Source organism: Sinomonas sp. P47F7, assembly GCF_049332655.1.
GTDB lineage: Bacteria > Actinomycetota > Actinomycetes > Actinomycetales > Micrococcaceae > Sinomonas.
Genome location: NZ_CP186327.1, coordinates 3314033 through 3339092, shown reverse-complemented (window position 1 = coordinate 3339092; position 25060 = coordinate 3314033). Strand labels below are relative to the sequence as shown.

General features: G+C 68.4%; 25 protein-coding genes. 11 read left to right on the top strand and 14 right to left on the bottom strand.

The features are described 5' to 3' along the window. Positions 1 to 35: 35 nt before the first annotated feature. From ACOKR1_RS15590 to ACOKR1_RS15575, 4 genes are all read right to left on the bottom strand, one after another. Positions 36 to 1049 carry a TadE/TadG family type IV pilus assembly protein gene (locus tag ACOKR1_RS15590; RefSeq protein ID WP_422933874.1) on the bottom strand — a complete coding sequence of 338 codons (1014 nt, stop codon included), beginning with the start codon at positions 1047 to 1049 and terminating at the stop codon, positions 36 to 38. Further along, a complete protein-coding gene (locus tag ACOKR1_RS15585) occupies positions 1037 to 1393 on the bottom strand; it encodes a TadE/TadG family type IV pilus assembly protein (protein ID WP_422933873.1) in 357 nt (118 codons plus the stop codon). The genes ACOKR1_RS15590 and ACOKR1_RS15585 overlap by 13 nt, the downstream gene beginning before the upstream one ends. 111 nt (positions 1394 to 1504) lie before the next feature. Further along, positions 1505 to 1690 (bottom strand): Flp family type IVb pilin, encoded by a 186-nt coding sequence (locus ACOKR1_RS15580; RefSeq protein ID WP_422933872.1) that lies wholly within the window; start codon positions 1688 to 1690, stop codon positions 1505 to 1507. Further along, the gene (locus ACOKR1_RS15575; RefSeq protein ID WP_422933871.1) at positions 1687 to 1887 is read right to left on the bottom strand and encodes a Flp family type IVb pilin; all 201 of its coding nucleotides are present in this window, start codon (positions 1885 to 1887) and stop codon (positions 1687 to 1689) included. The genes ACOKR1_RS15580 and ACOKR1_RS15575 overlap by 4 nt, the downstream gene beginning before the upstream one ends. 451 nt (positions 1888 to 2338) lie before the next feature. Between ACOKR1_RS15575 and rplM the strand changes: the two genes are divergently transcribed. Both rplM and rpsI read left to right on the top strand, forming a co-directional pair. Further along, a complete protein-coding gene (gene rplM / locus ACOKR1_RS15570) occupies positions 2339 to 2782 on the top strand; it encodes a 50S ribosomal protein L13 (protein ID WP_422933870.1) in 444 nt (147 codons plus the stop codon). A gap of 38 nt (positions 2783 to 2820) precedes the next feature. Further along, a complete protein-coding gene (rpsI, locus tag ACOKR1_RS15565) occupies positions 2821 to 3327 on the top strand; it encodes a 30S ribosomal protein S9 (protein WP_422933869.1) in 507 nt (168 codons plus the stop codon). An 83-nt stretch (positions 3328 to 3410) separates the two neighbouring features. Here rpsI and ACOKR1_RS15560 read toward each other — a convergent pair whose 3' ends face one another. Genes ACOKR1_RS15560 through ACOKR1_RS15550 form a run of 3 tightly spaced genes read right to left on the bottom strand, consistent with a single transcriptional unit; the run spans position 3411 to position 8381 of the window. Beyond that, the gene (locus ACOKR1_RS15560; RefSeq protein ID WP_422933868.1) at positions 3411 to 5207 is read right to left on the bottom strand and encodes an ArnT family glycosyltransferase; all 1797 of its coding nucleotides are present in this window, start codon (positions 5205 to 5207) and stop codon (positions 3411 to 3413) included. 37 nt (positions 5208 to 5244) lie between these two features. Further along, the gene (locus ACOKR1_RS15555) at positions 5245 to 7140 is read right to left on the bottom strand and encodes a glycosyltransferase family 39 protein (protein WP_422933867.1); all 1896 of its coding nucleotides are present in this window, start codon (positions 7138 to 7140) and stop codon (positions 5245 to 5247) included. Continuing rightward, entirely contained in the window at positions 7140 to 8381 is a 1242-nt protein-coding gene (locus ACOKR1_RS15550; RefSeq protein WP_422933866.1) for a glycosyltransferase, read from the bottom strand. Before ACOKR1_RS15550 ends, ACOKR1_RS15555 begins: the two co-directional genes overlap by 1 nt. A gap of 173 nt (positions 8382 to 8554) precedes the next feature. Here ACOKR1_RS15550 and glmM point away from each other — a divergent pair, with 173 nt between their 5' ends. The 4 genes from glmM to ACOKR1_RS15530 all read left to right on the top strand — a co-directional run bounded on the left by glmM (position 8555) and on the right by ACOKR1_RS15530 (position 11994). Beyond that, positions 8555 to 9904, top strand: a complete 1350-nt coding sequence (glmM, locus tag ACOKR1_RS15545) for a phosphoglucosamine mutase (RefSeq protein WP_422933865.1) — start codon at positions 8555 to 8557, stop codon at positions 9902 to 9904. A 95-nt stretch (positions 9905 to 9999) separates the two neighbouring features. Next, complete coding sequence (locus ACOKR1_RS15540) at positions 10000 to 10407, top strand: helix-turn-helix transcriptional regulator (protein WP_422936665.1); 408 nt, start codon at positions 10000 to 10002, stop codon at positions 10405 to 10407. A gap of 10 nt (positions 10408 to 10417) precedes the next feature. Further along, positions 10418 to 10822: a VOC family protein gene (locus tag ACOKR1_RS15535; RefSeq protein WP_422933864.1), complete on the top strand. Its 405-nt coding sequence runs from the start codon at positions 10418 to 10420 to the stop codon at positions 10820 to 10822. A 95-nt stretch (positions 10823 to 10917) separates the two neighbouring features. Beyond that, positions 10918 to 11994, top strand: a complete 1077-nt coding sequence (locus ACOKR1_RS15530; protein ID WP_422933863.1) for a methyltransferase — start codon at positions 10918 to 10920, stop codon at positions 11992 to 11994. A gap of 71 nt (positions 11995 to 12065) precedes the next feature. Here the strand turns inward: ACOKR1_RS15530 and ACOKR1_RS15525 are convergent, their stop codons facing one another. The 4 genes from ACOKR1_RS15525 to coaA form a co-directional block, all read right to left on the bottom strand. Beyond that, a complete protein-coding gene (locus ACOKR1_RS15525; protein ID WP_422933862.1) occupies positions 12066 to 13082 on the bottom strand; it encodes a transglycosylase domain-containing protein in 1017 nt (338 codons plus the stop codon). A 208-nt stretch (positions 13083 to 13290) separates the two neighbouring features. Then, the gene (mscL, locus tag ACOKR1_RS15520) at positions 13291 to 13680 is read right to left on the bottom strand and encodes a large conductance mechanosensitive channel protein MscL (RefSeq protein WP_422933861.1); all 390 of its coding nucleotides are present in this window, start codon (positions 13678 to 13680) and stop codon (positions 13291 to 13293) included. A 94-nt stretch (positions 13681 to 13774) separates the two neighbouring features. Then, positions 13775 to 14578, bottom strand: coding sequence for a M15 family metallopeptidase (locus ACOKR1_RS15515; protein ID WP_422933860.1), 804 nt, complete (start codon positions 14576 to 14578; stop codon positions 13775 to 13777). Positions 14579 to 14667: 89 nt separating this feature from the next. Then, positions 14668 to 15633 (bottom strand): type I pantothenate kinase, encoded by a 966-nt coding sequence (gene coaA, locus ACOKR1_RS15510; RefSeq protein ID WP_415857425.1) that lies wholly within the window; start codon positions 15631 to 15633, stop codon positions 14668 to 14670. Between the two features lie 61 nt (positions 15634 to 15694). On the opposite strand from coaA, the gene glmS reads away from it, so the two are divergent. Further along, on the top strand, positions 15695 to 17587 hold the full coding sequence (gene glmS, locus ACOKR1_RS15505) for a glutamine--fructose-6-phosphate transaminase (isomerizing) (protein WP_422933859.1): 1893 nt from the start codon (positions 15695 to 15697) through the stop codon (positions 17585 to 17587). Between the two features lie 57 nt (positions 17588 to 17644). Here glmS and ACOKR1_RS15500 read toward each other — a convergent pair whose 3' ends face one another. Then, positions 17645 to 18211, bottom strand: a complete 567-nt coding sequence (locus ACOKR1_RS15500) for a mycothiol transferase (protein ID WP_422933858.1) — start codon at positions 18209 to 18211, stop codon at positions 17645 to 17647. 167 nt (positions 18212 to 18378) lie between these two features. After that, positions 18379 to 19194 (bottom strand): endonuclease domain-containing protein, encoded by an 816-nt coding sequence (locus tag ACOKR1_RS15495; RefSeq protein WP_422933857.1) that lies wholly within the window; start codon positions 19192 to 19194, stop codon positions 18379 to 18381. A 259-nt stretch (positions 19195 to 19453) separates the two neighbouring features. Between ACOKR1_RS15495 and ACOKR1_RS15490 the strand changes: the two genes are divergently transcribed. The 3 genes from ACOKR1_RS15490 to ACOKR1_RS15480 all read left to right on the top strand — a co-directional run bounded on the left by ACOKR1_RS15490 (position 19454) and on the right by ACOKR1_RS15480 (position 22398). After that, positions 19454 to 19804: a holo-ACP synthase gene (locus ACOKR1_RS15490; RefSeq protein WP_415857173.1), complete on the top strand. Its 351-nt coding sequence runs from the start codon at positions 19454 to 19456 to the stop codon at positions 19802 to 19804. A 22-nt stretch (positions 19805 to 19826) separates the two neighbouring features. Then, complete coding sequence (locus tag ACOKR1_RS15485) at positions 19827 to 21245, top strand: NAD(P)H-hydrate dehydratase (RefSeq protein ID WP_422933856.1); 1419 nt, start codon at positions 19827 to 19829, stop codon at positions 21243 to 21245. A 100-nt stretch (positions 21246 to 21345) separates the two neighbouring features. Further along, positions 21346 to 22398, top strand: coding sequence for a glycosyltransferase family 4 protein (locus tag ACOKR1_RS15480; RefSeq protein ID WP_422933855.1), 1053 nt, complete (start codon positions 21346 to 21348; stop codon positions 22396 to 22398). Here the strand turns inward: ACOKR1_RS15480 and ACOKR1_RS15475 are convergent. After that, a complete protein-coding gene (locus ACOKR1_RS15475; RefSeq protein ID WP_415856332.1) occupies positions 22382 to 22723 on the bottom strand; it encodes a hypothetical protein in 342 nt (113 codons plus the stop codon). The two genes, ACOKR1_RS15480 and ACOKR1_RS15475, sit on opposite strands and share 17 nt — an antisense overlap. Before the next feature lie 187 nt (positions 22724 to 22910). On the opposite strand from ACOKR1_RS15475, the gene glgX reads away from it, so the two are divergent. After that, entirely contained in the window at positions 22911 to 25013 is a 2103-nt protein-coding gene (glgX, locus tag ACOKR1_RS15470) for a glycogen debranching protein GlgX (protein WP_422933854.1), read from the top strand. Positions 25014 to 25060 lie beyond the last annotated feature (47 nt).

Sequence of the window (25060 nt, the reverse complement as noted above, 5' to 3'; positions counted from 1 at the left end):
CTCCTTAGGTGATCGGATGCCGTCGCGGAAGGCGGCTATTTGATGAGCCTCACGGTCCAGAGCGTGCCCTGTGGGCCCGGGGAGATCGTGAAGCCACTGAAGGTGGAGGGATCGGTGGAGAAGCCTTCGAAGTACCCGTAGATGCCTTTCTCCGACCCGTTCCAGACGGGCGGGCCCGCCTGGTTGCTGGGGAACTTCCAGCCCAGGACATGGAAGCCCGCCCACTGCTTGATGTGGTAGTACACGTTGTTCCCGGTTCCTCTGATGTCGTCGTAGACCGGGATGGCGACTGTGTGGCCGAAGACGTTGTTGGGGTCGCTCAGGTTGAACAAATACCCGCAGCCGGCCGGGATGCTCGCGCCAGTGCTGGTCTGGATCCAGTCGCCCGTTCCCACGTCGAGCTCGCAGGGACCCGGCCCCGTGGGCGTGAGCCATGCGAAGCCACCAGGAACCGTCTGGTTGGATGAATTCAACCCGTTGCAGTCGGGACTGCCTCCGCCCTGCGTGATGATCTTCTGGGGGACGGGGGTCGCGGACGAGCTGTTGACGTTGAGCTCGCAGGCCTCGAAGGCGAGCGGTAGGATCGACCGTCCCCTCGTGGGGAATCCCCATTGGGCCGTTGCCGTTGCGCCCACCTGTGCGCTCGAGATGCCGAGGGCTTTCGCAAGGAACAGCGTCAGCGAGTTGTTGCCGCTGGGTTCCTTGACGCTCGTGGTAACAGTCACAGTGCCGGCAGTTGTGTCGATGATGGGCGGTTGGACGTTCGCCGTCGATGTCAGTGAATTGTCCTGGGCGTACAGCTGCGCTAGGACCCCGGGCGCTACACCGGTGTTGCATCCCGTTGATGTGATGTAGCGGGCGCACGTGTTGGCAATTGCCATAGCGGCCGCGTCCGCTCCATTCTGCAGTTCCGCTCGCTTGCTGTAGATGCGTCCCATGTCCACCGCGATGGCTCCGACGCCGATGAGCACCACAGCCAGGATCGCGACCATGACCGCAACCGCGCCCTTCTCCCGTTCGCGGCCGTCCCGTGGAATCAGCCGCCGCATCGCATGGCCCCCTTGCCAGTCAGAGTCACCGACTGGCCGAAGAACCCGGTCAAGGTCGTGAGCTGGTAGGTGATCGTCGCGTTCGCTTCGGCACCGTTCGTGCACGTGCCAGAAGAGGGCGTGACCGCCACATTGGACGCTGACAGCGCGGGCGATAGGCCCGGCGCCGCCACGATCGCTTGGCTCTGAGCGACTGAGGTGTCGTCAGATATGGCCATGGACCGTGAGGCTTCCCTGGCCGCCTGGTTCAGGGTGATCTGCACGTTGTAGATCCGCGAGAACTCGACGATTCCGACAATGATCAGAAGCAGGAAGGGGACGACCAACGCGAACTCGACGGCCACGGCCCCGCGCTCTCGCAGGCGCTTCATGGAACGCATCGTGACCTCCAAAGATGGGTCCAGTGCAGAGTTGGTGGTGGGGTGGGCGCCTTGTGGGCGCCCACCCCGGACGTGTCACCACGTTCCGACGGTAGATCCCAGACCGCTGAAGAACGTCTGGAGATTGGCGCCGAAGAGGGTGACGCCCGCGATGATGACGAGCGCGATAAGGCCAACGAGCAATGCATATTCTGTTGCCGTTGCGCCTCGATCGCGATCGCATTCCTGATATGCGGCGATGCGATCGAGATCGCTATTCACCAGGTGCCGACCCTCGACCCGAGGCTGCTGAAGAAGGTCTGCAGGTTGGCGCCGAAGAGGGTGACGCCGGCGATGATGACGAGCGCGATGAGGCCGACGAGCAGTGCGTATTCCGTTGCCGTTGCGCCCTTTTCACGATCGGAGCGATCGGTAATGTCGTTCCAGAAAGTCATGAGCGAGACCAGGAGAGCGTTCATGGTATTTCCTTTTCTTGAGAGGTGGGTCCGGCACCAAATCGATGACCCCCATTTGAAGTGCCTCGGGTACCGGCCACAACAAAAGTCCCATATGCGACCGAGGCCCACCATCCGTATCGGTACTCGTCTTTTACGGCCCCCATTACGGTCGCTACTTGGCTAGCAGGCCGAGTACTCATGGGCCGTACTGTGTGCTGGCGGGCGCGGACTACTTGCTACCCGCTTTGACCCCACCCGCTGGCCCGGGGTACTCTTGATAGTCGTTGTGCGTGTCCTACCTCGATGGGACGTGTCCGTCGGGTGTCCAGTTGCAGGACTCACCAGCTCGCCGGCACATTCGAGGCTCAGGGATGACTGGTCTGTAGAGCCCTCACCTCTTCTCCGGTAACGCACCGAAGTACACAGGTGCACCTCACGGCGCCTACAAAGACCGAGAACGAAGGCAATTACTGTGCGTACGTACACTCCGAAGCCCGGCGATGCCGACCGCCAGTGGCATGTCATCGACGCCACTGACGTGGTCCTTGGTCGTCTTGCCAGCCAGACCGCAACGCTGCTGCGCGGGAAGCACAAGCCGACCTACGCGCCCCACATGGACATGGGCGATTTCGTCATCATCATCAACGCCGACAAGGTGGCCCTCACGGGCGCCAAGCTCGACCAGAAGCGTGCCTACCGCCACTCCGGATTCCCGGGCGGTCTGACCAGCGTCACCTACGCCGAGCTCCTCGTGAAGAACCCGGTGCGCGCGGTCGAGAAGGCTATCAAGGGCATGCTCCCGAAGAACAAGCTGGCCGATCAGCAGATGTCCAAGCTCAAGGTCTACGCGGGTCCGAACCACCCGCACACGGCTCAGCAGCCGAAGACCTTTGAGATCACCCAGGTTGCCCAGTAGTCCTGGCCACTACCCAAGAATTCATCAAGGAGAACACTGTGGCTCAGAACGACGAGCTCAACCCGGCTGCTGAGGCCGAGGAGAACCTGACCAGCTACACCTCGGAGAGCACCCCGGCTGCCACCGAGACCGCGAAGCGCGAGCGCCCCGCTCTGACGGTGGCGGGTGCCGCTGTCGGTCGCCGCAAGCAGGCCGTGGCCCGCGTCCGCGTCATCCCGGGCTCCGGCCAGTGGACGATCAACGGCCGCACCCTCGAGAACTACTTCCCGAACAAGCTGCACCAGCAGGAAGTCAACGACCCGTTCAAGCTCCTCGACCTTGAGGGCGCCTACGACGTGATCGTTCGCATCCACGGCGGTGGCCCCTCCGGCCAGGCCGGTGCTGTGCGCCTCGGCGTGTCCCGTGCGCTCAACGGGATCGATCTCGAGAACAACCGTCCGGCCCTCAAGAAGGCCGGCTTCCTGACCCGCGACGCCCGCGTGGTCGAGCGCAAGAAGGCCGGTCTCAAGAAGGCCCGCCGCGCTCCGCAGTACTCGAAGCGCTGATCTCAGTTCTTCACGGGAGGCCCGTTCCGCATTTTGCGGGGCGGGCCTTTCCGTTGGCAATTGGTCAAGGATTCGGCCGTCGGCTAGCCGCTAAGGTGGTAAATTGTCACCCCGTCGATGGTTTCATGGGGAAAAGTGCTTCGTACCCAGGCGACTATGGATGAAATGGTTGGCTGCTTGCTGATGATGGGATCCATTTCTGGGTAATCAATCAGATAGCAGATCGATCCTCTGCCGACCGCCTCGGCGAATTGGTCGAGCGTTGGCGACGGATCGCTGGCGGAGAAGCCGCCGAGTGGCATTACCGGACGATTCATAACGAGTTGCCAATTGGCGGCCGTCTGCGCGGGGAAGGTTGCTGCAGTCCAGCGACAGGAACTGTTGGAATCTGCCAATTTTTCCGCGAGAGGCCCTGGGGGAGAAGCTCCAAGTGCCAGGTCACTCGCCCATTTCGGATCGTTATTCCTCAGGCTGGCGAGGAATCGGCTCATTGAACTAGGACTTGCAGTGAGAGAGCCTGATGCGGGGCTAGAGCCGGTTTGGCCTCGGTTGAGGGTCGCGAAGTCGGTGGCCAGAGGTCCGAGGCTGAGACCGATGACCACCAAGCAGGCGGCCGCCTTATTGATCCACCCAAGGGGCGGGGGAATGGCAGTGAGAACGGCGCCGCCGAGTCCACAAGCCAAAGCGGCTTCGGAGAGGATTTGCATCGGTCCGATCGGCACGAGCGACCCAAGTGTCAGCCATGACGCGACAGCGCAGAGTCCGACTCCGAGAGCCACGATCGCCCGCCGCCCTCTCGAACGCGGGGCGAGTGATAAAGCCTCGATCCCCAGGCCTACGGTCAGGGCGAGGGGCGGTGCGAGGCTCATCGTGTAGTACGTGTGGATGTCGTGGCCCATGAAGGACAGCAACAAGTAGACCGTGATGAGCCACACGGCGGACACGAGGGCGAGTGCCCCGGCACGCGTGCGCCGGAGACACCATGCGCTCATGATTCCGCACGCTAGCCCGAGCAGCAGGATCCAGGACGCTTCCTGGTTGTAGTTGGCGTTGAACAGCCGGAGCGGGCCGGCGTCCGATCCGCCGCCGCCGAACTGTTGCGGAATGAGGCCGGTGACGTAGTCATCAGCGCTCGTGATGCGGTTGACGCCGTTGTAACCGAGGGTTAGCTCGGTGAGGCTGTTTGTTGTGGAGCCTCCGACGAACGGTCGGGCGGAGGCCGGTGTCAGATCGACGAACGTAAGCCAGCTGCCCGCCACCGCCGCGAAGGCGAGGATGGCTGCGCCGCAATTGAGCAGCGCCTTCCGCCACGTCGACCGGGACATTGAGAGCGCCGCGCTGGCCAGCGCTGGCGCGATGAGGAGGACTTGGAACTGCTTGGCCAAGAATCCGAGGCCCAGAAAGGCACCGGCGACCAGGAACCATCGGACTCGTGGCGATTCGATCCCCCTCAGCGCGGCGGCGAGGCCGAGCATCACGAGAAAGGTCAGGAAGGGATCGGGATTGTTGTACCGCGACAGGAGCACGACGATAGGCGTCGTCGCGAAGATGAGCGCTGCCGTGAGGGCCGCCGCGGCGCCCGCGCGTCGTCGGACCACGGAGTAGACAAGAGCCGTCGTGGCAACTCCCAAGAGCGCCTGTGGGACGAGGATTCCCCAGCTGTTGAACCCGAAAATGCGGACCGAGACGCCCATGAGCCACAGGCTCAACGGCGGCTTGTCGACGGAGATCGCATTGCCCCAGTCGCTCGAGCCGAACAGGAAGGCCTCGCCGCTGTGCAGCCCCGACTGCACGGCGGCGGTGTAGAAGGCGTTGGCCCAACCGTTCGCGCTCAGGTTCCAGAAGTTGAGGCCAGCGCTGAGAGACAGGACGCCGACCACGGCGATGACCTCAAGCGGCCCAAGGCGTGCAGGCCGCCTACTTCCGGTGGGCGTCGTCGAGACGGTAGACGACAGCATCGTTCACCTTCTCGCCGCGATAGGTGGCTCGAACCCACGCCTCGATGGCTTCGGCCTGCCGCCCCAATCCGTAGGCCTTCATCGCGGGGTGATCCACAAAGAATTCGATGTCGCCCTTGAGCGTCCAGGACTTGAACTCGTCGAGGGTGGGCGCGGGGTCGAGGCCAAGCCAACCGCCGAGTGACAGGGTCGCCCGACCGGTGGTGAGCTGGGTGAGGGCCGCGTCCTGGGCAGGATACGTTGCAGCCAGCCAGCGGCCGGTGCCGCTCCCTTCCGATCTGAAGACCTGCAGCATGTCCGTTGACGGTGCGACTCCGAAGGCGACGTGGGGAGCCCAGCCGGGCTGACCGGTCGTCTTGATGTCAAGAAGATGCCGCGACATGGCGTCGGGGTCGTTGCTGATCGGTCCTGAAAGCGGTTGGGTGCCCTGAACTTGCGACGTGGCGGTGAAAGCGTCGGTCGCCACCTGACCCGCGATGAGCGATCCGAGCACGACCGTCCAGAAGAGCGGTTGAGGCGCCCGGCGGCCCTTGAGCAACCAGAGGCCCGACGCAGATGCCGCCAGGATGATCAGCGTCCCCGGTCCCCACCAACCCCACGCGTCGCTGTACTGCATGATGCGGATGCCCATGAAAGCGGTTGCGCCCATCAGGAGCACGCCGAACAGGCGGCCCACGAGCACGTCGGACCGGATCCACGCGGCCCGCAGGCCCAGCGCGACCACGAGTGCCATCGGCGCCACGACACTGTAGGCGTAATACGAGTGCACCATCGTGCCCATGAAGCTGATCAGGAGCCAAGCCGACATGAACCACACGCACGCCGCAAGAATCAGGGCGCGCTGAAGCTGGCGGCCGAGCCCACGGCCGTAGAGCGCGAGGATGAAGACCGCCGCGATGCCGGTGGCCAGAAGCCACGCGTTCTCCGGCGCGAAGTTTCCGTTGAAAAGCCTGGCGAATCCGCCGTCGTAAGGAGACAACTCAGAGTCGGAGGTGGCCGGACCGCCGCCGACCGCCATGGGGAATTGCAAGAGCCGTGCCGCACCGTTGTAGTCCAGCGTCAGCTCGACAACGCTATTTGTGAGCGAGCCGCCAACAAAGGGTCGAGCCGAAGCAGGCGTGAGCTCGACGATCGCAACCCACCACCCGCCCGCCACGATCATTGTGCCGGCAGCCGCTGCCAGTCGGGCAAGGCGCGCACGGAGGCGCCCCGTTCCGAAGACGAGGATCGCGAGACCGAGGGCGGGGACGGGAACGAGCCCTTGAAACTGCTTTGCCAGGAAAGCGAGGCCGAAGGAGGTCCCCATGAGCAGGAACCAGCGCCACCGGGAATCTTCCGCGGCCCGGACGCCGAAGTAGAGTCCCATCCCGGTCAGCAGTCCCATCATGGGCTCCGGATTGTTGTACCGGCTCATGAGGAAGAAGACGGGGGCGGTCGCACAGACGATCGCGGCGACGAAGGCGACGGTCGCGGGGAAGACACGGCGAACTGCCGCCCAGAGCAGCCAGACCGTGGCAGTCCCCATGAGGGCTTGGGGCGCGAGCACCGACCAGGAGCTGAGGCCGAAGAGGCGAATTGACAGCGCAACGGGCCACAGCGACAGCGGAGGCTTGTCAACCGTAATGACGTTGTTCCAGTCCTGTGAACCGAAGAAGAAGGCCGTCCAATCACGTGCTCCGGCCTGGGCCGTGGCCGCGTAGAAGGGGTTGCCCCAGCCGTTGTGGTCTAGGCCCACCAGGTAAGAGAGCAAGGTTGCCGTCAGCATCGCGGCGAGGAGCAGGTGTTCGCGGCGGCTGACGGCTCCGGCCGTCCCCCGAACCTCTGCGAGCCGAGGCAGTTCGGTCACCGCCACCATCACGCCGCCTCAGCAGCCCGCGCCTGGCGAGGCTTCACGCCCGCGCCCCGCGCCGCCGTCGTCCGCGCCCTGAAGACCCACGCCTTGAGGAGGGCGAACCGCAGGACGGTGGCCAGGACGTTGGCCGCGGTGAGCGTCGCGAGCTCCGCCGTGGCGCCCGGGTGCGCCACCCCAGCGTGCAGCACCGCGAGCGAAGACGAGGTGAGCGCCCACGCGAGCCCGAAGACGATGAGCCCCTGGAACTGCTGGAGCCCAAAGTTCTCCGGCCCGCGGATGCCGAACGTGAAGCGCCGGTTCGCGGCGGTGTTGAGCACCGCGGTGACGAGCAGGCACGCGAAGTTGGCCAGCTGCGCGCCCATGAGAGGCTGCGCGAGCAGGTACAGGAGCCCGAAGGCGAGGGTCGAGAACACGCCGACGGCGCCGAAGCGCAGCACCTGTCCGAAGAAGGACGGCGCCCTCCCGGGCATTAGAGGGCGCCGTCCCAGCTCGGCGTAGATCGCGGCGAGCGGAACCCTACCCCGCGCGAGCGATCCCGCCACGCGGACGATGCCGCGCATGTCATCGAGGGCAGTCCGGGTGATGTCGACGGAGCTCGTGGGGTCGTCGGTCCAGTCGACGGGGATCTCGTGGATCCGCAGTCCCGCCCGCTCGGCGAGGATGAGGAGCTCGGTGTCGAAGAACCACTTGTTGTCTTCGACGTGCGGCAGGAGAGCCCGCGCGACGTCGGCCCGTACCGCCTTGAACCCACACTGCGCGTCGGAGAAGCGGACACCGAGAGCGCCGTGCAGCATGGCGTTGTAGGTCCGCGAGATGAACTCGCGCTTGGAGCCGCGGACCACTCGCGAATCGCGCCTCAGCCGGGTGCCGATCGAGACGTCCGAATGCCCGGAGAGGAGCGGGGCGATGAGTGGGGGGAGGGCGGCCAAGTCGGTCGAGAGGTCGACGTCGAGGTACGCGAGCACCTGCGCGGGCGAGGCAGCCCACGCGTCCCGCAGGGCGTAGCCGCGGCCCTTGGCCGCGAGCCGGCGGTAGACGACGCGCTCGTGGCGCCTCGCCAGGACCTCGCCGATGCCCTGGGTGCCGTCCGTGCTCGCGTTGTCGGCGATGGTCACGCGCCACGGAACGTGGAACGCCTCGTCGAGATACGCGACCAAGGTCGTGATGCAGTGCGCAAGGCTGCGCTCCTCGTTGAAGACCGGAACGACGACGTCGATCGCGAGCTCCCCATCGCTGCTGATCATGGCGATCACCGTAGGGGCGGCAGTCGGGGCCACACCATAGCCCCCGGGAAAAACGAGTACCCCCTCGAAGGAAGTCAAGTAGTCCCCAGTAGGGCCCCCCAGTTTGAGGGCATATTACCCGGGTACAAGGCCCCGAGACCGAACCCTCGCGCGTCCACGTAGACTGTACGGCGATGACTAGGCTCTTCGGCACGGACGGCGTCCGCGGGCTGGCCAATGGCCTCCTTGACGCCCAGCTGGCACTCAGACTCTCGCAGGCTGCCGCGGTGGTGCTCGGGCACCGCCAAGTTCTCGACGGCGCGCGGCCGCGTGCCGTTGTGGCCCGCGACCCGCGGGCGAGCGGCGAATTCCTCAGCGCCGCCGTCGAGGCAGGCCTCGCGAGCGCCGGCATCGATGTGTACGACGCGGGCGTCCTGCCCACGCCGGCCGCCGCGTACCTCGTGGCTGACCTCAATGCCGACTTCGGCGTCATGATCTCGGCGTCGCACAACCCCGCCCCGGACAACGGCATCAAGTTCTTCGCGCGCGGGGGCCACAAGCTCGCGGACGAGATCGAGGACCAGATCGAGGCCGAGCTCGCCAACGAACCTCTTCGCCCCACGGGCGGCGACGTCGGCCGTGTGCGCCGCTTCGCCGACGCCGAGGACCGCTACATCGTCCACCTCCTCACCACGCTGCCGCACCGCCTCGAGGGCCTCAAGGTGGTCCTCGACTGCGCCCACGGCGCGGCGTCGGGCTGCTCGCCGCAGGTCTTCAAGGACGCGGGCGCCGAGGTCGTGGTGATCGGGGCCGAGCCGGACGGCCTCAACATCAACGAGGGCGTCGGCTCGACCCACCTGGGCGTGCTCCAGGACGCCGTGGTCGCCCACGGTGCCGACCTCGGCATCGCGCACGACGGCGACGCCGACCGCTGCCTCGCGGTGGACCACGAGGGCACGGTCGTGGACGGCGACCAGATCATGGCGATCCTCAGCCTCGCCCTCAAGGCGGACGGCCGCCTCCGCGACGACGTGCTCGTGGCGACCGTCATGAGCAATCTGGGGCTCAAGATCGCGCTCCGCGAGGCCGGGATCGCGATCCGCGAGACCGCCGTCGGCGACCGCTACGTCCTCGAGGAGATGCGCGCCAACGACTACTCGCTGGGCGGCGAGCAGAGCGGCCACGTGATCTTCCTCGACTACGCGACGACGGGCGACGGCGTCCTGACGGGACTCCAGCTCGCGGCTCAGGTCGCCAAGACGGGCAAGCCCCTCAAGGAGCTCGCCTCCGTCATGACCCGGCTTCCGCAGGTGCTCATCAACGTGAAGGGCGTGGACAAGGCTCGCGTCACCGCGGACGACGGCGTGCGGCTCGCCGTGGCGGCGGCCGAGGCCGAGTTGGGAGACACGGGGCGCGTGCTCCTCCGACCGTCGGGCACGGAACCCGTGGTCCGGGTCATGGTCGAGGCCGCCGACTTCGAGACGGCGCAGGCGATCGCGGGCCGGCTCGCGTCGGTCGTGCAGGATCAGCTCGCGCTCGCCTGACGATTCAACGCACCGCGCTCCGCGGCGCGAGGCAGAATGGTCTTGTGACTGTGGACCTTGACGAGCTCCGCCGGCTTCGGCGGGCCCGCGACCGGATGGACCGCGAGTTCGCTGAGCCGCTCGACGTTCCCGCCCTTGCCCGCACGGCGCTCATGTCAGCCGGGCATTTCAGCCGGCGTTTCCGCGAGGCGTACTCCGAGACCCCGTACTCGTACCTCATGACGCGCCGCATCGAACGCGCCACGGCCCTCCTGCGCCTCGGCGATCTGAGCGTGACCGACGTGTGCATCGCTGTCGGCTGTACGAGCCTCGGTTCGTTCTCGGCTCGGTTCACGGAGCTCGTCGGAGAGACCCCGTCGCAGTACCGCGCCCGCAGCCATGAGGAGCTGCGGGGCGTCCCCGGGTGCCAGACCATGGTCCTGACCCGCCCGCGCAAGGACGCCGGCCGGAAGCCCGTGGAAGAGAGCAGTTTCGGAGAAGCGCCGGCGGCGGCACCGGCCTAATCTCAGTCTCATGACTATCTCAATCAGCACGGTCCACATCCTCGTCGACGACCCCGACGCCGCCCTGGCCTTCTATCGCGACACCCTGGGCCTCAAGGTCCTCAACGAGGTGGCCAACGGTGGCTTCCGCTGGATCGTCCTGACCGCTGAGAGCCAGCCCGAGATCCAGATCGTGCTCTCGCAGCCCCACGCCGGCCGCTCGCAGGAGGACGGCGACGCGCTCGCGGCCCTCCTCGCGAAGGGCGAGTTCCGCACCGTCCAGTTCCGCTCCGACGATCTCGACGCGACGTTCGAGAAGGTCGCGGCCGCCCCCGGGGTCGAGGTGCTCCAGGAGCCGGCCACCCAGCCGTGGGGCGCACGTGACGCCGCCGTGCGCGACCCAGCGGGCAACATGGTCCGCATCGAGCAGGGCTAAGCCCGCCCTCCCGTGCTCGCGCGTCCCTGCTCGCCCGCCCCTGCTCGCCCGCCTCGAGGGGATCGCTCGGCGGGGGCGGCGCGTAGGCTAGCGCCATGCGCACGCCGCCACCCGCCGTCGTCCGCTTCGCCCAGCGGCTGAGCTCCGGGCTCACCCGGGCGAGCGCCCTCCTCGCACCGCCGCAGGCGCGGCTACTGGAGGTGAGCGGCGGCGTCGCGCCCGTCATGCTGCTCCGGGCGGCCGTGGACACGGGCCTGCTCGAGCCGCTCTCCGCCGGGCCGCACACGGCCGCCGAGGTGGCCGGGCGGCTCGGACTGCACGCCGACACGGTCCACCGCGTGCTGCGAGGCCTCGCCGTCTACGGGCTCACGAGCTTGGACCGCCGCGGTCGCTTCTCGCTCACGCCGACGGGGCGGCTCCTGCTCGTGGATCACCCGCATTCGATGGCGGCCTGGATCCGCTACTCGACGTCGGCGATGGTCCTCGCCGGGTGGGCCCGCCTCCCGCAGACCCTCCGCGACGGGCAGCCGGCGTTCAACGCCGCGACGGGGCAGACCATCTGGGAGTACCTTTCCGCCCATCCCGAGGAGGAGGCCGGCTTCGCGCGGACCATGCGCGAGCTGACGCTCATGGCCGCGCCGCTCATCGTCGCGGCCTATCCGTGGCCTGCGGAAGGCACCGTGTGCGATGTGGGCGGCGGCGTGGGCGCCATGCTCGCCGAGGTGCTGCGCGCCCACCCGGGCCTGCACGGCGTGCTCGTGGACCAGCCCGGCCCACTCGGGGGAGCGGGGGAGTACCTCGCGGCGCGCGGCGTGGCCGAGCGGGTCACGGCGGTCGAGGGGGACCTGTTCACGGGCTTCGCCGCGGCCGCGGACGTCTACCTGCTCAAGGACGTGCTCCACGACTGGGACGACGCCCAGTGCCGCCGGATCCTGAGCACAGTGCGCTCGGCGGCCCCGGCCGGGGCGAAGGTGCTCGTGCTCGAGTGGCTTCAGGAGCCGAACCGGGCCGAGTTCCCCGTCTCGATCTCCGACGTCATGATGCTCGCGCAGACCGAGGGGCGGCAGCGCTCGGCCCAGGAATTCTTCGCCCTCGCGGCCGATTCCGGCTTTATCCGGGGCCGGGTCATCGATTCCGGGGCCTACGGAATTGTCGAGTTGGTGGCAATATAAATTCCCCAGAAAAAGGCCCGCGTGGATTTTTCCCACGCGGGCCTTTTCTAGTTTCGCCTCTTCGGCGTGGGCTACTTCACGCCCTCCGATTTGAGCCGCTGGGAAACGCCCTGCGGCATCGTCGAGCACCCGTCGGGGCCGCTCTCGGTAGCCGCGTGGGCCGAGGCCTCGTCCTTGATGCCGATGGTCGCCACGGCCGCCCGCCACCCGCCCATGCCTTCGAGCTGGCGCGGGACCCACACGTTCGCGGCGCCGTTGATGAGGTCGACGGCCAGCGGGTCCCCCTTGGCGCTGATGTCGAGCCCGCCGCCCGGCGCCCGCCGCACGTTGTCGGGGTCCGGGAGCACGCCCATGAGCTGCGCGGATTCGTAGGGGTTGAGCTGCGACGGCGGGGTGTTGTAGTAATACCAGCTCGCCGCGCAGATGCCGAAGAGCTTCGGGCCGAACTGCGCGTAGTTGAGGTAGAGCTCCGCGATGCGCTGCTTGGGGAGCAGGAAGTCGAACTCCTCCGAGAGCCCGGCCTCGATCGCCTTGCGCAGCGGATCATGGCTTGGCCACAGGAAGATGTTCTTGACGAGCTGCTGCGGCACGGTGGATCCGCTCGGATCGGGCTGGCCGTCGACGAAGGCCTGGGCTCGGGCCTGGAAGTCCGCCTGGGTGAAGGCGCCGACGCGGGTCCCCAGCTCCTCGTCCTCGTGCGCAATGACGGCCGCGATCGTGTTCCGGCTGATGTGGTCCATGGACACGTACTGGTACACGATGGGCTCGCCGGCCTGGAACATGTAGGACGTGCGCGGCGGCGTGATCCAGTTGTACGCGATGGTCGTGAGGATGCTCGCCACGAACGCGACGACCACCACAATCCCCGTGATCTTGAGGAACCGGCGCACTCGCCCGCGGCGGCGCGGGCGCTCGACGGACCGGCGGCCGCGGTCGGTCGGCCCGCCGAACTCGGGGTACCGAGGCTCCCACTCCTCGGGCAGGCTCACCTGCGGCGGAGGGGCGGTTTCGGCAGGGCCCAGCGGCACGACCCGGCGGCCGTGAACGCGATGTGAATTTGGGGGAAAGTATTCGGCCGAGGGTTCCATGGGCGGCTCCTGGAAGTCAAGCGGAAGTAGGCCACGGGGCACAGGCGGTTCGCGTTAGTCTAGGCGTGATTGCAATGAGTGGCAAATTAGGATTGCCGCGCACGCTGCAATTTTGTTTTCTTATTCTCTTTTGCTGGGAATTCTCTGGGTGCGACGAAAAGCGGCCGCCCACCCGTGAGGGTGGACGGCCGTGTGGCGTCAGTGGGGGTCAGTTCCGACGGGCTTCCAGGGCGTCGCGGATCTCCGTCAGGAGCGCGATCTGCGGGTCGATGGGCTCCTCGTCGGCAACCTCCTTGATGCCCAGCTTGCGGTTGCGACGCTCGATGATGTGGTTCATGGGCATCACGATGACGAAGTAGATCGCCGCCGCGACGAGGACGAAGTTGACGAGGGCCGTGAGGAAGACGCCGATCTTGACCGGGCCGAAGACCAGGAAGTTGTCGAAGTTCGATTGCCCCACGATGAGGGAGATGATCGGCATGAGGACGTTGTTGACAAAGGTCGTCACGACCGCGCCGAAGGCGGCACCCATGACGACGGCGACGGCAAGGTCGACGACGTTGCCCTTCATAATGAAAGCTTTGAATCCGCTCAGCATGGCGACAACAATAGCGTGGCCATACGGACTGTTTTGTGAACTGCAGGTAACCACCCGCTCTGTGTCGGTGGGTCCCAGGCGCCCGAAACCCGCCTCAGTACGTCGGTGCCGCGGGAAGACCGAAGTACTCCTCGAGGGTTCCGATGCCCTTCTGGCGCATCTCCGTTGCGGCCTCGACGCCGATGAACCTCAGATGCCACGGCTCGTAGAAGTACCCCGTGATCCCGTGCAGCATCCACGGATAGCGGACGATGAAGCCGAACTCGTGCGCGTGGGCCGCGGCCCACTTCGCGGCGGGGGTGTCCGCGAAGCACGGCTGGAACGAGCACGTCCCGCCGGCCGCCCCGAGGTCGAACGCCCAGCCCGTCTGGTGCTCGGAATATCCCGGGCGGGCCGACGCGACGTCGGCGAGGGCCTGGCCCTGCGCCGCGACCTCGCTCGCGTACGTCGCCTGCTGGGTCGCGTAGGAGCGGTAGCCGCTCGCGAGCGTCATGCCCACGCCCGCGGTGGCCGCGGCAGCGAAGAGCGCCTCGGCCGCGTGTGCCGTCGTCGGGTTGAGCAGCGCGCCTTCGCCGCTGATGGCGAGCGGGACGTCGGGCTGGGCGAGCTCGGGGGCGAACGCGCGTGGCGCGAGCGGCCGCCGCTTGTTGACCACGACCCACTGGCTCGTCGGGTCAGTGAGGGAGTGTGCCGGAGGCGTCGGGGAGGGCGCCGGGGGCTGCGGCGACGGCGTGGCCGCCTCGCCTGTGGACGGCGCGGCCGCCTCGCCTGTGGGGGTCGCGGCGGCCGTGGAGGGCGCCGTGGGGCTCGCGGCCTGCGTCGAAGTCGCAGGCGGGGCGGTCGACGGCGCCGGCCGGCCGCCGTCGTCCGTGCCGCAGCGCTTGAGGCCGGCGCACACGCGGCGAGTCCAAGGCCGAGCGCCGCCAAGGTGACGACGCGCCGAGTCGGGGTTCCGCCCGGAAGGCGCTCGGCGCCGTCGACCATGAATCAGACCTTTCTCAGGAGCATTCGCCGGATCGAGTGGTCGGAATCCTTCGTGAGGACCAGCTGCGCCCGCCCGCGCGTGGGCAGGACGTTCTGGACGAGGTTTGGCTCGTTGATGCTCTTCCAGATGCCGCGGGCCGTCTTCACCGCCTCAGTATCGGACAGCGACGCGTAGCGGTGGAAGTAGCTCTCGGGCTGCGCGAACGCCCCCGAGCGCAGCTTGAGGAAGCGCTGGACGTACCACTCCTCGATGTAGCTCGTCTTCGCGTCCACGTAGATCGAGAAGTCGAAGAAGTCGCTCAGCGCGAGGCCCGTGGTGCCGTCGGTGCGCGGGCGGGCCGGCGCGAGGACGTTGAGGCCCTCGACGATGAGCACATCGGGCCGGCGCACCACGACCTCGCGGCCGGGCACGATGTCGTACGTGAGGTGCGAGTACCAGGGCGCCCGCACCTCTTCGGCGCCCGACTTGATCTCGGCGACGAAGCGCAGGAGGGCGCGGCGGTCGTAGGACTCCGGGAAGCCCTTGCGGTCGAGGAGGCCGCGGCGCGTGAGCTCGGCGAGCGGGTACAGGAAGCCGTCCGTTGTGACGAGCTGCACGTCCGGCGTCGACGGCCAGCGGCGCAGCATCTCGCGCAGCACGCGGGCGATCGTGGACTTGCCCACCGCGACCGAGCCGGCCACGCCGATCACGAACGGCGTGCGCTGGGTCTGCTCGCCGAGGAAGGTCGATGTCGCCGAGTGGAGCTCGCCCGAGGCCTCGACATAGAGCGCGAGCAGGCGGCTCAGCGGGAGGTAGACGTCGCGGATCTCGCGCAGGTCGAGGGGATCGCCCAGGCCGCGGAGGCGGTCGATGTCCTCCTGGTTGAGGGGCTGCTCCATGCGGTTCGCCAGCTGCGACCAGCGGACGCGGTCGAGCTCGACGAACGGGGTGGCGCCGTCGCCGTCGAACTCGCTCTTGTGCAGACTCACTCAGGTGATTCTGCCAACAGGGCTGCGCAGAGCGAAATGCGCGCCCGGTAGGATGAACCGCATGTGTGGAATCGTGGGTTATGTCGGGAGTGCGGGTTCGCGCCGCGGTGCGAACGGCGGGATCGCCGATCACAGTGCCCTTGACGTCGTGATCGAGGGCCTGCGCCGCCTTGAGTACCGGGGCTACGATTCGGCGGGAGTCGCCGTCGTGGCCGGCGGGGTCGTGGAGTCGCGCAAGAAGGCCGGCAAGCTCGGGAACCTGATCGCCGAGCTCGAGGAGCACCCGCTGCCGGCGACCCTGACGGGCATCGGGCACACGCGCTGGGCCACCCACGGCGGGCCGACGGACGCGAACGCCCACCCGCACCTGGCCGACCAGGGCCGTCTGGCCGTGATCCACAACGGCATCATCGAGAACTACGCGGAGCTCAAGGCCGAGCTCGCCGCGAAGGGCATCGCGTTCGCGTCCGAGACGGACACCGAGGTCGCCGCCGCGCTCATCGGGGACTTCTACCGGGGTTCGGCCGACGCCGACATCACCGCGGCCATGCAGCTCGCCGCCCAGCGGCTCGAGGGGGCCTTCACGCTCCTGGCCGTGCACGCCGAGCAGCCCGGCGTGGTCGTCGCGGCCCGGCGGAACTCGCCGCTCGTCGTGGGCCTCGGCGAGGGGGAGAACTTCCTGGGCTCCGACGTCTCGGGCTTCATCGACCACACGCGCCGGGCCGTCGAGCTCGGCCAGGACCAGATCGTTACGATCACGCCGGATTCGTTCGTGATCACCGACTTCTACGGCCGGCCCGCCGAGGGCAAGGAGTTCGAGGTCTCGTGGGACGCGGCCTCGGCGGAGAAGGGCGGCTTCCCCTCGTTCATGGAGAAGGAGATCCACGACCAGCCGGCCGCGGTGCACGATACGCTCCTGGGCCGCTCGGACGTGCAGGGCCGCCTGATCCTCGACGAGCTCCGCATCGACGCCGCCGAGCTCAGGCAGGTCAACAAGATCATCGTGCTCGCGTGCGGCACGGCCGCGTACGCCGGGATGGTCGCGAAGTACGCGATCGAGAACTGGTGCCGGATCCCCACCGAGGTCGAGCTCGCGCACGAGTTCCGGTACCGCGACCCGATCGTGGACAAGAACACGCTCGTGGTCTCGATCAGCCAGTCCGGCGAGACGATGGACACGCTCATGGCTGTGCGCTACGCCCGCGAGCAGGGTGCCAAGACGGTCTCGATCTGCAACACGAACGGCTCGACGATCCCGCGCGAATCCGACGCCGTGCTCTACACTCACGCCGGCCCGGAGATCGCCGTCGCCTCGACAAAGGCGTTCCTGGCCCAGATCACGGCCGCTTACCTGCTCGGGCTGTACCTCGCCCAGCTGCGCGGGAACATCTTCACGGGCCAGATCAAGGACGTCCTCGCGGACCTGAACAAGATCCCCGAGAAGATCCAGTCCGTCCTGGACAACGCCGAGCCCCTGCGCGAGCTGGCCCGGAGCATGAAGGACGAGAAGTCCGTGCTGTTCCTCGGCCGCAACGTCGGCTACCCGGTGGCGCTCGAGGGCGCGCTCAAGCTCAAGGAGATCGCGTACCTGCACGCCGAGGGCTTCGCGGCCGGCGAGCTCAAGCACGGCCCGATCGCGCTCATCGACGAGGGCCAGCCGGTCTTCGTCGTCGTCCCCTCCCCGCGCGGACGCGACTCGCTGCACTCGAAGGTCGTCTCCAACATCCAGGAGGTGCGGGCCCGCGGGGCGCGCACGCTCGTGATCGCCGAGGAGGGCGACGAGGCCGTGCGCGCCTACGCCGAGCACGTCGTGTACGTGCCGGAGACCCCGCCGCTGCTCATGCCCCTGCTCACCACGGTCCCGCTGCAGATCTTCGCCGCCGAGCTCGCCGCCGCGAAGGGCTACGACGTGGACCAGCCCCGCAACCTCGCCAAGTCCGTCACCGTCGAGTAGGTCGGGGGAGCGGTAGCCAAGGCCGTTGAGGCAGCTTGGTCAGGTTTGGCCGCCTAGTCAGTGGAACGTCAGAAGCCCCCTGACGTAGGCGGCCTGGCCGATGTGCTGCGTCGCGTCGTTGAGGATGCTCACGAGCCGGACGGCAACCGTGACGGGTGGATCCCAGCGGAAGTCGACGATCGTTCCGAAGTCACCTGGGGCGAGGCCCCGGACGATTTCGAGGGCGCGATCGTGGACCGCCGCGTGGTAGTCGGACAGCAGCGCGGGGTCGATCCGCGGGAAGGCCGCTACCTGTTCGGCGGTGTGCCCGTAGCCCGTGCTTCCCTCGGCGTACGGCGTGCCCAAGCGGGGCTGCCACTCCGGCCACAGCTGCCCCGGCGGCATGACGCGTTCCCTCCGTCGAGGCGCTTCGCCGCCGCCGAGCACGTGGGCCAGGGCGGCGAAGTGGTCGTCGGTGATCCGCGACAGATGCCACACGAGCCACCCGACCGAGTTCGCTGCAGGGGAGGGCTGGCGGACCAGCTGGTCTGGCGAGAGCCCGAGGAGGGCGTGCTCAACGCCCTCCCGGACCCGGCCGAAGCCGTCTTCGAGGATGCTGATGGCCCAATTCGTTTCGGGTTCCATGCGGCCCACCCTAGTCCGGCAAGGTGACCGCGTCCCTTCCTGCCCACTTTGTTCGACCGCGCGCCATCGCACACGCGGTGCCGTCACGCGGATTGGCGCGTTCGGGCGGCTCACTCTTGCCGCGGCGCGGGCCCCGTCGCCAAACTGAGCACGAAGGGACGCGAAACCTACGCTGCGGTCATCCCGAGGAGGGCCTGGACCTCGGACACGATTCGTCCAGGATCGTTCCAGACCACCTCCGGCGGGTACCGGAGGGTGGGGAGACCCCGAAGGGTTGCCGTGTTGTGTCGCCTGCGATCTTCAATGAATCGCTCTCTTGTGCTGTGATATGCGTGCCCGTCGATCTCAACGATGACGCGGCCTTCGATCAGAAAGTCCACGCGTCCAACGCCGGGGATCCGTGCCTGCGCCTCGACCGCCCATCCTTGGGCCTGAAACAGTAGCCTCGCCTCGACTTCCGGCTGGGACTCGGCGGTGAGGTCAACGCGGGCGAGCGCTTCACGGGCCCGCGCGCTCCGGCTTCCGCGGAGGCACGCCCGCAGCATGTCCGCATCGATCCGGCCCGACCGGAGTGCCGACTCGGCGACGCTGACCGCCTGCGGCACCTCGAGGCACCCCAACGCGTGGAGGACGGTGTCCTCGATGGACGCGACGGGGAGGAGCCCGTGCGGAGGGAATCGCCTCGTTCGATGCGCGACGAACGCCGCTGACCTGCTGTGTGCACAGGCCAGATGACGCCGCGCGGGCCTGGTCCGGATCCACAGGCCGTAGAACTCGGCCGCCGACCCGCAGGTAAGGAGCCCATTGTGCAGGAGGGCGAACATGAAGTCTGGATTGCAGCCCGGGAGGGCGATGATGCCCCGGATGGGCTTTCTGAAATCCAAGGCGATGGCGGCGATGTCTCGCTTCGTGTAGCCGGCCTCGATGAGGGTTCTCGTCCGTGCCACACCGCCGAGCGACGTGATGTACGCATGTAGGTCCATGAGCCCATCGCAGCGGTTCGTCGGGTGCGGGGGCAGGCCTACTTACGGCTATGTGGATGGGACGATAGCTTCGAGTGCTGTGGAGGGCCAATGCCGCCGTGAGGGGTGTCCGCTCCTGCCCACCTTGATCTCCGGAAGGCGCCTTCCCGGGGTGCGGCTTTGGCGGGCACAGCGCAGCCACCGGTCAGACTGGGCAGGAAGGGACGGGACCGCCGCGCCCGGACCGGCTCGCGTGAGCGCGGACGCTACAGTAGGCCTCATGGCAATCATCGGCATCGGCGTGGACGTGGTGGACATCGACCGGTTCGAGCGTCAGCTCGAGCGCACCCCGGGGCTCCGGGATCGCCTCTTCGTTCCCGCCGAGCGTGAGCTCAACGCCCGCTCGCTCGCGGCCCGCTTCGCCGCCAAGGAGGCCGTCGCGAAGGTCCTCGGCGCGCCGGCCGGCATGAACTGGCAGGACTGCTGGATCGGCCTCGACGCCTCAGGCCCCACCGTCCAGATCACGGGCACCGTGCTCGCCGTCGCGGAGAGCCTCGGCGTCCGCAAGTGGCACCTCAGCATGTCGCACGACGGCGGCATCGCCACCGCGATGGTCGTCGCCGAGAGCTGACGGGCCGCCACCCCGCGCGCCGATGATCACCGCGCTGACCGGGACGCAAATCCGCGAGGCAGAGCGCCCGCTGCTCGAGAGGGGGCGTGGCCCCGAACTCATGGCGCGAGCCGCGCACGGGCTCTACCGCGTACTCGTCGCGGAGCTGCTCCGCACGAGGGGGCGGCTGTACGGCGCGCGCGCGGCCGCCGTCGTCGGCAAGGGAAACAACGGCGGCGACGCGCTGTTCGCGCTCGCCGAGCTCGCGGGCCGCGGAGTGCGGACGACGGCGGTGCTCACCTCGGGAGTGGCCCACCCCGGAGGCCTCGCCGCGTTCACGGCGGCGGGCGGTCGCGTCGAGCGTGCGCTGCCGCCGGCCGACGTCACCATCGACGCCGTGCTCGGTACAGGCGCGAGCGGCGACTTCACGCCGCCCCTCCCGCGGCCGGACGGACTCGTGGTCGCGTGCGACCTCCCCTCGGGCCTCGACGCGGACACCGGCGTCGCGTCGGCGGGAGTCTGGCCCGTGGACGTCACGGTCACATTCGGCGCACTCAAGACCGGGCTGCTCGTGGGGCGGGGACGAGCGCTCGCCGGCCGGATCGAGGTCGTGGACATCGGCCTCAGGCCATATTTCGTGCAGCCCGACGCCTTCGTCCTCGAGGAAGCCGACGTCGCCGCGCTCCTTCCGCGCCCGCGCGACGACTGGCACAAGTACACGAGGGGCGTCCTCGGGGTCGTGGCCGGGTCGGAGCAGTATCCCGGCGCGGCGGTCCTCACCACGGCGGCGGCCCTTGCGACGGGTGTTGGGATGGTCCGCCACGTCGGGCCCCCGCACGTGCGCCGGGCGGTCCTTGCCGCCCATCCCGAAGTCGTTGCGTCGGGCTCGCCGGAGGGGCGCGTGCAGGCGTGGGCGGTCGGCCCAGGAATCGCCGACGACGCCGGCCAACAGCGCGCGTTCGACCTTGCCGTCGGCTCGGGCCTCCCCGTGGTGATCGACGCGTCAGGGCTTGAGCGCATCCCCGGTCCGCCCCTCGCGGGGCGAGCCGTCCTCACGCCGCACGCGGGGGAGCTCGCGGCGGTCCTCACGCGGCTCGGGCCCACGGTCGAGCGCGCCGATGTCGAGGCGCGGCCCGTGGCCTGGGCGAGGCTCGCCGCCGAGAGGCTCGGGGCGACGGTCCTCCTCAAGGGTCCCGCCACGGTGTGCGCGGCCTCGGACGGCACGGTGTGCGTCCAGTCGTCGGGACACCCTTACCTCGCCACCGCCGGCTCGGGGGACACTCTGACGGGCGTGCTCGGCGCGCTCCTCGCGACGGCCCCCGATGCGCGCCCCGTCCACCTCGCCGCGGCAGCCGCTGTGATCCACGGCCTCGCGGGGCGAGCGGCCTCGGAGGCAGGCCCGTTCGGCGCCACGGAGCTCGCCGAGGCCGTGCGCCGGGCTGTGGCGCGCCTCGCGTCCTAGGATGTCCCTGAGGGCGGCGAGCCGTCTTCCCCGTGCCTCGAGTCGCGGAATCAGCGGCCCCAGCGCGCGGACGTGGTTGCTTCACAGGGGGGACATTCGCATGGGACGGCGCATCATTCTCGCGGCCAGTGACGGTTCGATGGGAGGCGCCGGGGCTGTCCTGCTCACGATCGCCGCCGGGCTGCGCGAGCTCGGCGCGGAGCCGCTCGTCGTCGCCCCGGCTGAGCCTGGCGACGTGGTCCGGGCGGCTCGCGAGCGCGGCCTCGAAGCCGAGGCGATCGAGGGCCGAGCGGGCGCCGAGTACGCCCGGTCTCTGCGACGGTGGCGCGGCGAGCGTCGCGAGGGGGTCCTGTGGTGCCACGGGCTCCTCGCAGCGACCGCGACGGCGGGCCTTCCGGGGCGGATCGTGCACGTCCACAGAGTTCCCACAGGCCCGCTTCGCACGGTGGCACGGTTGGCCCGGCTGCGGGCCCTCGCCACGGTTGTGCCGTCTGAGTTCCTCGGCCAGCATTTCCGTAACGCGCGCGTCCTCGAGCCATGGGTCGCCGAGCTCGAGGTGGTCCGTGTGCCGCGCGGGAAGGGGCCCGTGCGGGTGGGCTTCGTAGGGCGCCCCTCGGAGGCCACGGGGATCCACCTCCTTGCGGATGCCCTCGTGTCCCTCAACCGCCAGGCGCCCTATCGCTTCTGGCTCCGCATCGCGGGCTCGCCGCGCTTCGTGGACGCCCGCGAGCGCGCGATCGTGGAAGGCCGCCTCGCGGCGCTCAAGGGCTCGGTCCAGCGCGTGGGGCGCATGCCGGCGGACGAGTTCCTCGGGACGATCGACCTGCTCGTGTGCCCCTCGACTGTCCCCGAGGGCTTTGGGCTCGCGGTCGCCGAGGCGATGTCGGCGCGCGTCCCGGTCATCGTCTCGGATGCGGGGGCGCTGCCCGACGTCGTCGGGCCCGATTACCCCTGGGTCGCGCGCGCCGGCGACTCACGCCATCTCGCGGACGTCATCGCCGAGGCGACGAGGACCCTTCCGGCGAGCGACGTCGTCGACCGCGCCTATGCGCGCTGGAAGGAGCGGTACGCGCCCGATCGCGGGATCGCGCGGCTCCGCGAACTGCTTGATTCCCTCGGTCTCCTTGAGGCTGACCCTACGGGCGACCGTTGACGGCGGCGATCGAGACGGCCACCCACAGCGTGAAGTCCATGACCGTCTGGGTGGCCGGGGCGTCCGTCGTGACGCCGCGGAAGAACCGCCACAGATTGCGGTGCACCCCGGAGCCGACGAGGTGGCCTCTGCCGCGGGTTCCGTCGAGTCCGCGGGCCCCGCGGTCCCAGTCGATCATGGTGTATTCGACCGCGTCGGTGCCGTCGACGGGTCGGCTCAGAATGACCATCCGCTGGTCGGGGGAGATGGCGCGCACGTTGAAGGGCTTGGGGCCAGTGTCCTCGAACGTGACCTTGTCCCCGAGTGCGAGGCTACGGAAGCTCATGGCATCCTTTGCTAACTGCCCCCACGCCGGAATTCGCATCCAGTGTAAGCGGTTACGCAAACGCGTGTCATGGGCGTTACGGAAGCTTCACTTTGTGACGAACCTCACATGGACTGTGAAGGGCGGGCCGCCCAAGGCCGGGGGGATTCCTAGCCAAAGTGTCAGTCTGGTGGGTTAGGGTCGAGCCATGGAGCAGCAGCCCTATGGGGCGCGTCTGACGGACCGGGGAACCGTCTTCGCGCTGGCGACAGCCCCGGAAGCCGAGCGCGTCGAAGTCTGCCTCATCGATTCCGCTCGGGGACAGTCGTGCGTCGATCTCGCCAAGGTCGGCGAGGCCGACGGCGCCGTCCGCTGGGAGGGCGAGGTCGCCGGCGTGGGGGAAGGCCAGCTCTACGGGTACCGCGTGCACGGACCGTGGGAACCGGACCGCGGCCTGCGCTTCAACCCGGCCAAGGTCCTTGTGGACCCGTACGCCCTCGCGATCGCAGGGACGTACACGGGTGAGCCGGCGCTGCACGCCTACGTCCAGGGCGCCCCCGCGACGAAGGATGAGACCGATTCGCTCCCGAGCGCGCTCCTCTCGGTCGTGTGCGACCACGGGCAGTACGACTGGGAAGGCGACCGGCCGCCCCGGCGTCCCTACAACGAGACGGTCGTCTACGAGGCGCACGTCAAGGGACTCACCAGGCTTCACCCCGAGGTGCCCGCCGCGCTGAGGGGAACCTACCTCGGTGCCGCGCATCCCGCCGTCGTCGGGCATCTCCGCGGCCTCGGGGTGACCGCCGTCGAACTCATGCCCATCCACCAGTCGATCGAGGATCCGATCCTCGTGGGGCGCGGCCTTTCAAACTATTGGGCCTACAACACGATCGGGTTCTTCGCGCCCACCAACGAGTATTCGTCGAGCGGCGACCACGGGCAGCAGATCGCCGAGTTCAAGGACCTCGTGAAGGCCTATCACCGTGCCGGCATCGAGGTGATCCTCGACGTCGTCTACAACCACACCGCTGAGGGCAACCATCTGGGCCCGACGCTCTCGTTCCGCGGCATCGACAATGCTGCGTACTACCACCTCGTGTCGGGGAACGAGTTCTACTACATGGACTACACGGGCACGGGCAACACCCTCAACGTGGGCCATCCGCTCGCGCTGCGGCTCGTGATCGACTCCCTGCGTTACTGGGTCACCGAGATGCACGTGGACGGATTCCGGTTCGACCTCGCGTCCTCGCTCGCGCGCGAGGACGGCAACGTGGACATGGTCTCGCCGTTCTTCGAGATGCTCGCCAAGGACCCCGTCCTGTCCCGGGTCAAGCTCATCGCCGAGCCGTGGGACGTAGGCCCCGGCGGCTATCAGGTGGGCAACTTTCCGCCTCAATGGGTCGAGTGGAACGGCAAGTTCCGCGACTGCATCCGTGACTTCTGGCGCGGAGAGCCCGGCACGCTGCGCGAGCTCGCGACGCGCCTCTCCGGCTCCGCCGACCTGTACGAGGAGGAGGGCCGGCGGCCGTCCGCGTCCGTGAACTTCGTGACCGTGCACGACGGCTTCACGCTCCGGGACCTCGTCTCGTACAACTCGAAGCACAACGAGGCGAACGGCGAGAACGGCCGCGACGGCACGGACGACAATCGCTCGTGGAACTGCGGCGTCGAGGGCCCCAGCGAGGATCCCCGCGTACTCGAGCTGAGGGGCAGGCAGCAGCGAAATCTGCTTCTCACCCTCCTGCTTGCACAGGGCGTGCCCATGCTCTCCCACGGGGACGAGCTCGGCCGGACCCAGGACGGCAACAACAACGCGTACTGCCAGGACAACGAGATCTCGTGGGTTCACTGGGACGGCGAAGACCGGGAGCTCCTGAGCTTCGCGCAGCGGCTCGTGGGTCTTCGCGCCGCGCACCCCGTGTTCCGCCGCCGGAGCTTCTTCGACGGGACGCCCGTTGCGCCGGCCGAGGGGGATCCGCTGCCGGACATCGTGTGGCTCGACGCCGACGGATCGACGATGGGCCAGGGCGACTGGGACGAATCGTGGGCGAAGTCGCTCGCGTTCTTCCTCAACGGCGACGCCGTGCCGGGGCGTAACGGCGCGCGCGGGGACTCGGACATGCTCGTGATCCTCAACGCGGCCGAGAATGACGTGGAGTACCTCATCCCAGGCGGGTATTTCCCGGCGAAGTGGAGCAAGGTGCTCACGACCTGCGCCTCGGCCCTCGTGGGGGAGCGGACCGGCGCGGGGGAGCGATTCGTGGTTCCGGCGCGCAGCGCCGTCGTGATGGAGGCCGTCCCCGAGTGACTCAATGACCGCTTCCGCGAAACGACCGCGTCACGACCCGTCGCTAT

Excerpts from the sequence above, each read along its gene's own strand:
- ACOKR1_RS15590 (WP_422933874.1), bottom strand. The coding sequence starts at position 1,049 with ATGCGGCGGCTGATTCCACGGGACGGCCGCGAACGGGAGAAGGGCGCG.
- ACOKR1_RS15575 (WP_422933871.1), bottom strand. The coding sequence starts at position 1,887 with ATGAACGCTCTCCTGGTCTCGCTCATGACTTTCTGGAACGACATTACC.
- ACOKR1_RS15555 (WP_422933867.1), bottom strand. The coding sequence starts at position 7,140 with ATGGTGGCGGTGACCGAACTGCCTCGGCTCGCAGAGGTTCGGGGGACG.
- ACOKR1_RS15550 (WP_422933866.1), bottom strand. The coding sequence starts at position 8,381 with ATGATCAGCAGCGATGGGGAGCTCGCGATCGACGTCGTCGTTCCGGTC.
- glmM (WP_422933865.1), top strand. The coding sequence starts at position 8,555 with ATGACTAGGCTCTTCGGCACGGACGGCGTCCGCGGGCTGGCCAATGGC.
- ACOKR1_RS15540 (WP_422936665.1), top strand. The coding sequence starts at position 10,000 with ATGGACCGCGAGTTCGCTGAGCCGCTCGACGTTCCCGCCCTTGCCCGC.
- ACOKR1_RS15535 (WP_422933864.1), top strand. The coding sequence starts at position 10,418 with ATGACTATCTCAATCAGCACGGTCCACATCCTCGTCGACGACCCCGAC.
- ACOKR1_RS15530 (WP_422933863.1), top strand. The coding sequence starts at position 10,918 with ATGCGCACGCCGCCACCCGCCGTCGTCCGCTTCGCCCAGCGGCTGAGC.
- ACOKR1_RS15525 (WP_422933862.1), bottom strand. The coding sequence starts at position 13,082 with ATGGAACCCTCGGCCGAATACTTTCCCCCAAATTCACATCGCGTTCAC.
- mscL (WP_422933861.1), bottom strand. The coding sequence starts at position 13,680 with ATGCTGAGCGGATTCAAAGCTTTCATTATGAAGGGCAACGTCGTCGAC.
- glmS (WP_422933859.1), top strand. The coding sequence starts at position 15,695 with ATGTGTGGAATCGTGGGTTATGTCGGGAGTGCGGGTTCGCGCCGCGGT.
- ACOKR1_RS15500 (WP_422933858.1), bottom strand. The coding sequence starts at position 18,211 with ATGGAACCCGAAACGAATTGGGCCATCAGCATCCTCGAAGACGGCTTC.
- ACOKR1_RS15495 (WP_422933857.1), bottom strand. The coding sequence starts at position 19,194 with ATGGACCTACATGCGTACATCACGTCGCTCGGCGGTGTGGCACGGACG.
- ACOKR1_RS15490 (WP_415857173.1), top strand. The coding sequence starts at position 19,454 with ATGGCAATCATCGGCATCGGCGTGGACGTGGTGGACATCGACCGGTTC.
- ACOKR1_RS15485 (WP_422933856.1), top strand. The coding sequence starts at position 19,827 with ATGATCACCGCGCTGACCGGGACGCAAATCCGCGAGGCAGAGCGCCCG.
- ACOKR1_RS15480 (WP_422933855.1), top strand. The coding sequence starts at position 21,346 with ATGGGACGGCGCATCATTCTCGCGGCCAGTGACGGTTCGATGGGAGGC.
- ACOKR1_RS15475 (WP_415856332.1), bottom strand. The coding sequence starts at position 22,723 with ATGAGCTTCCGTAGCCTCGCACTCGGGGACAAGGTCACGTTCGAGGAC.
- glgX (WP_422933854.1), top strand. The coding sequence starts at position 22,911 with ATGGAGCAGCAGCCCTATGGGGCGCGTCTGACGGACCGGGGAACCGTC.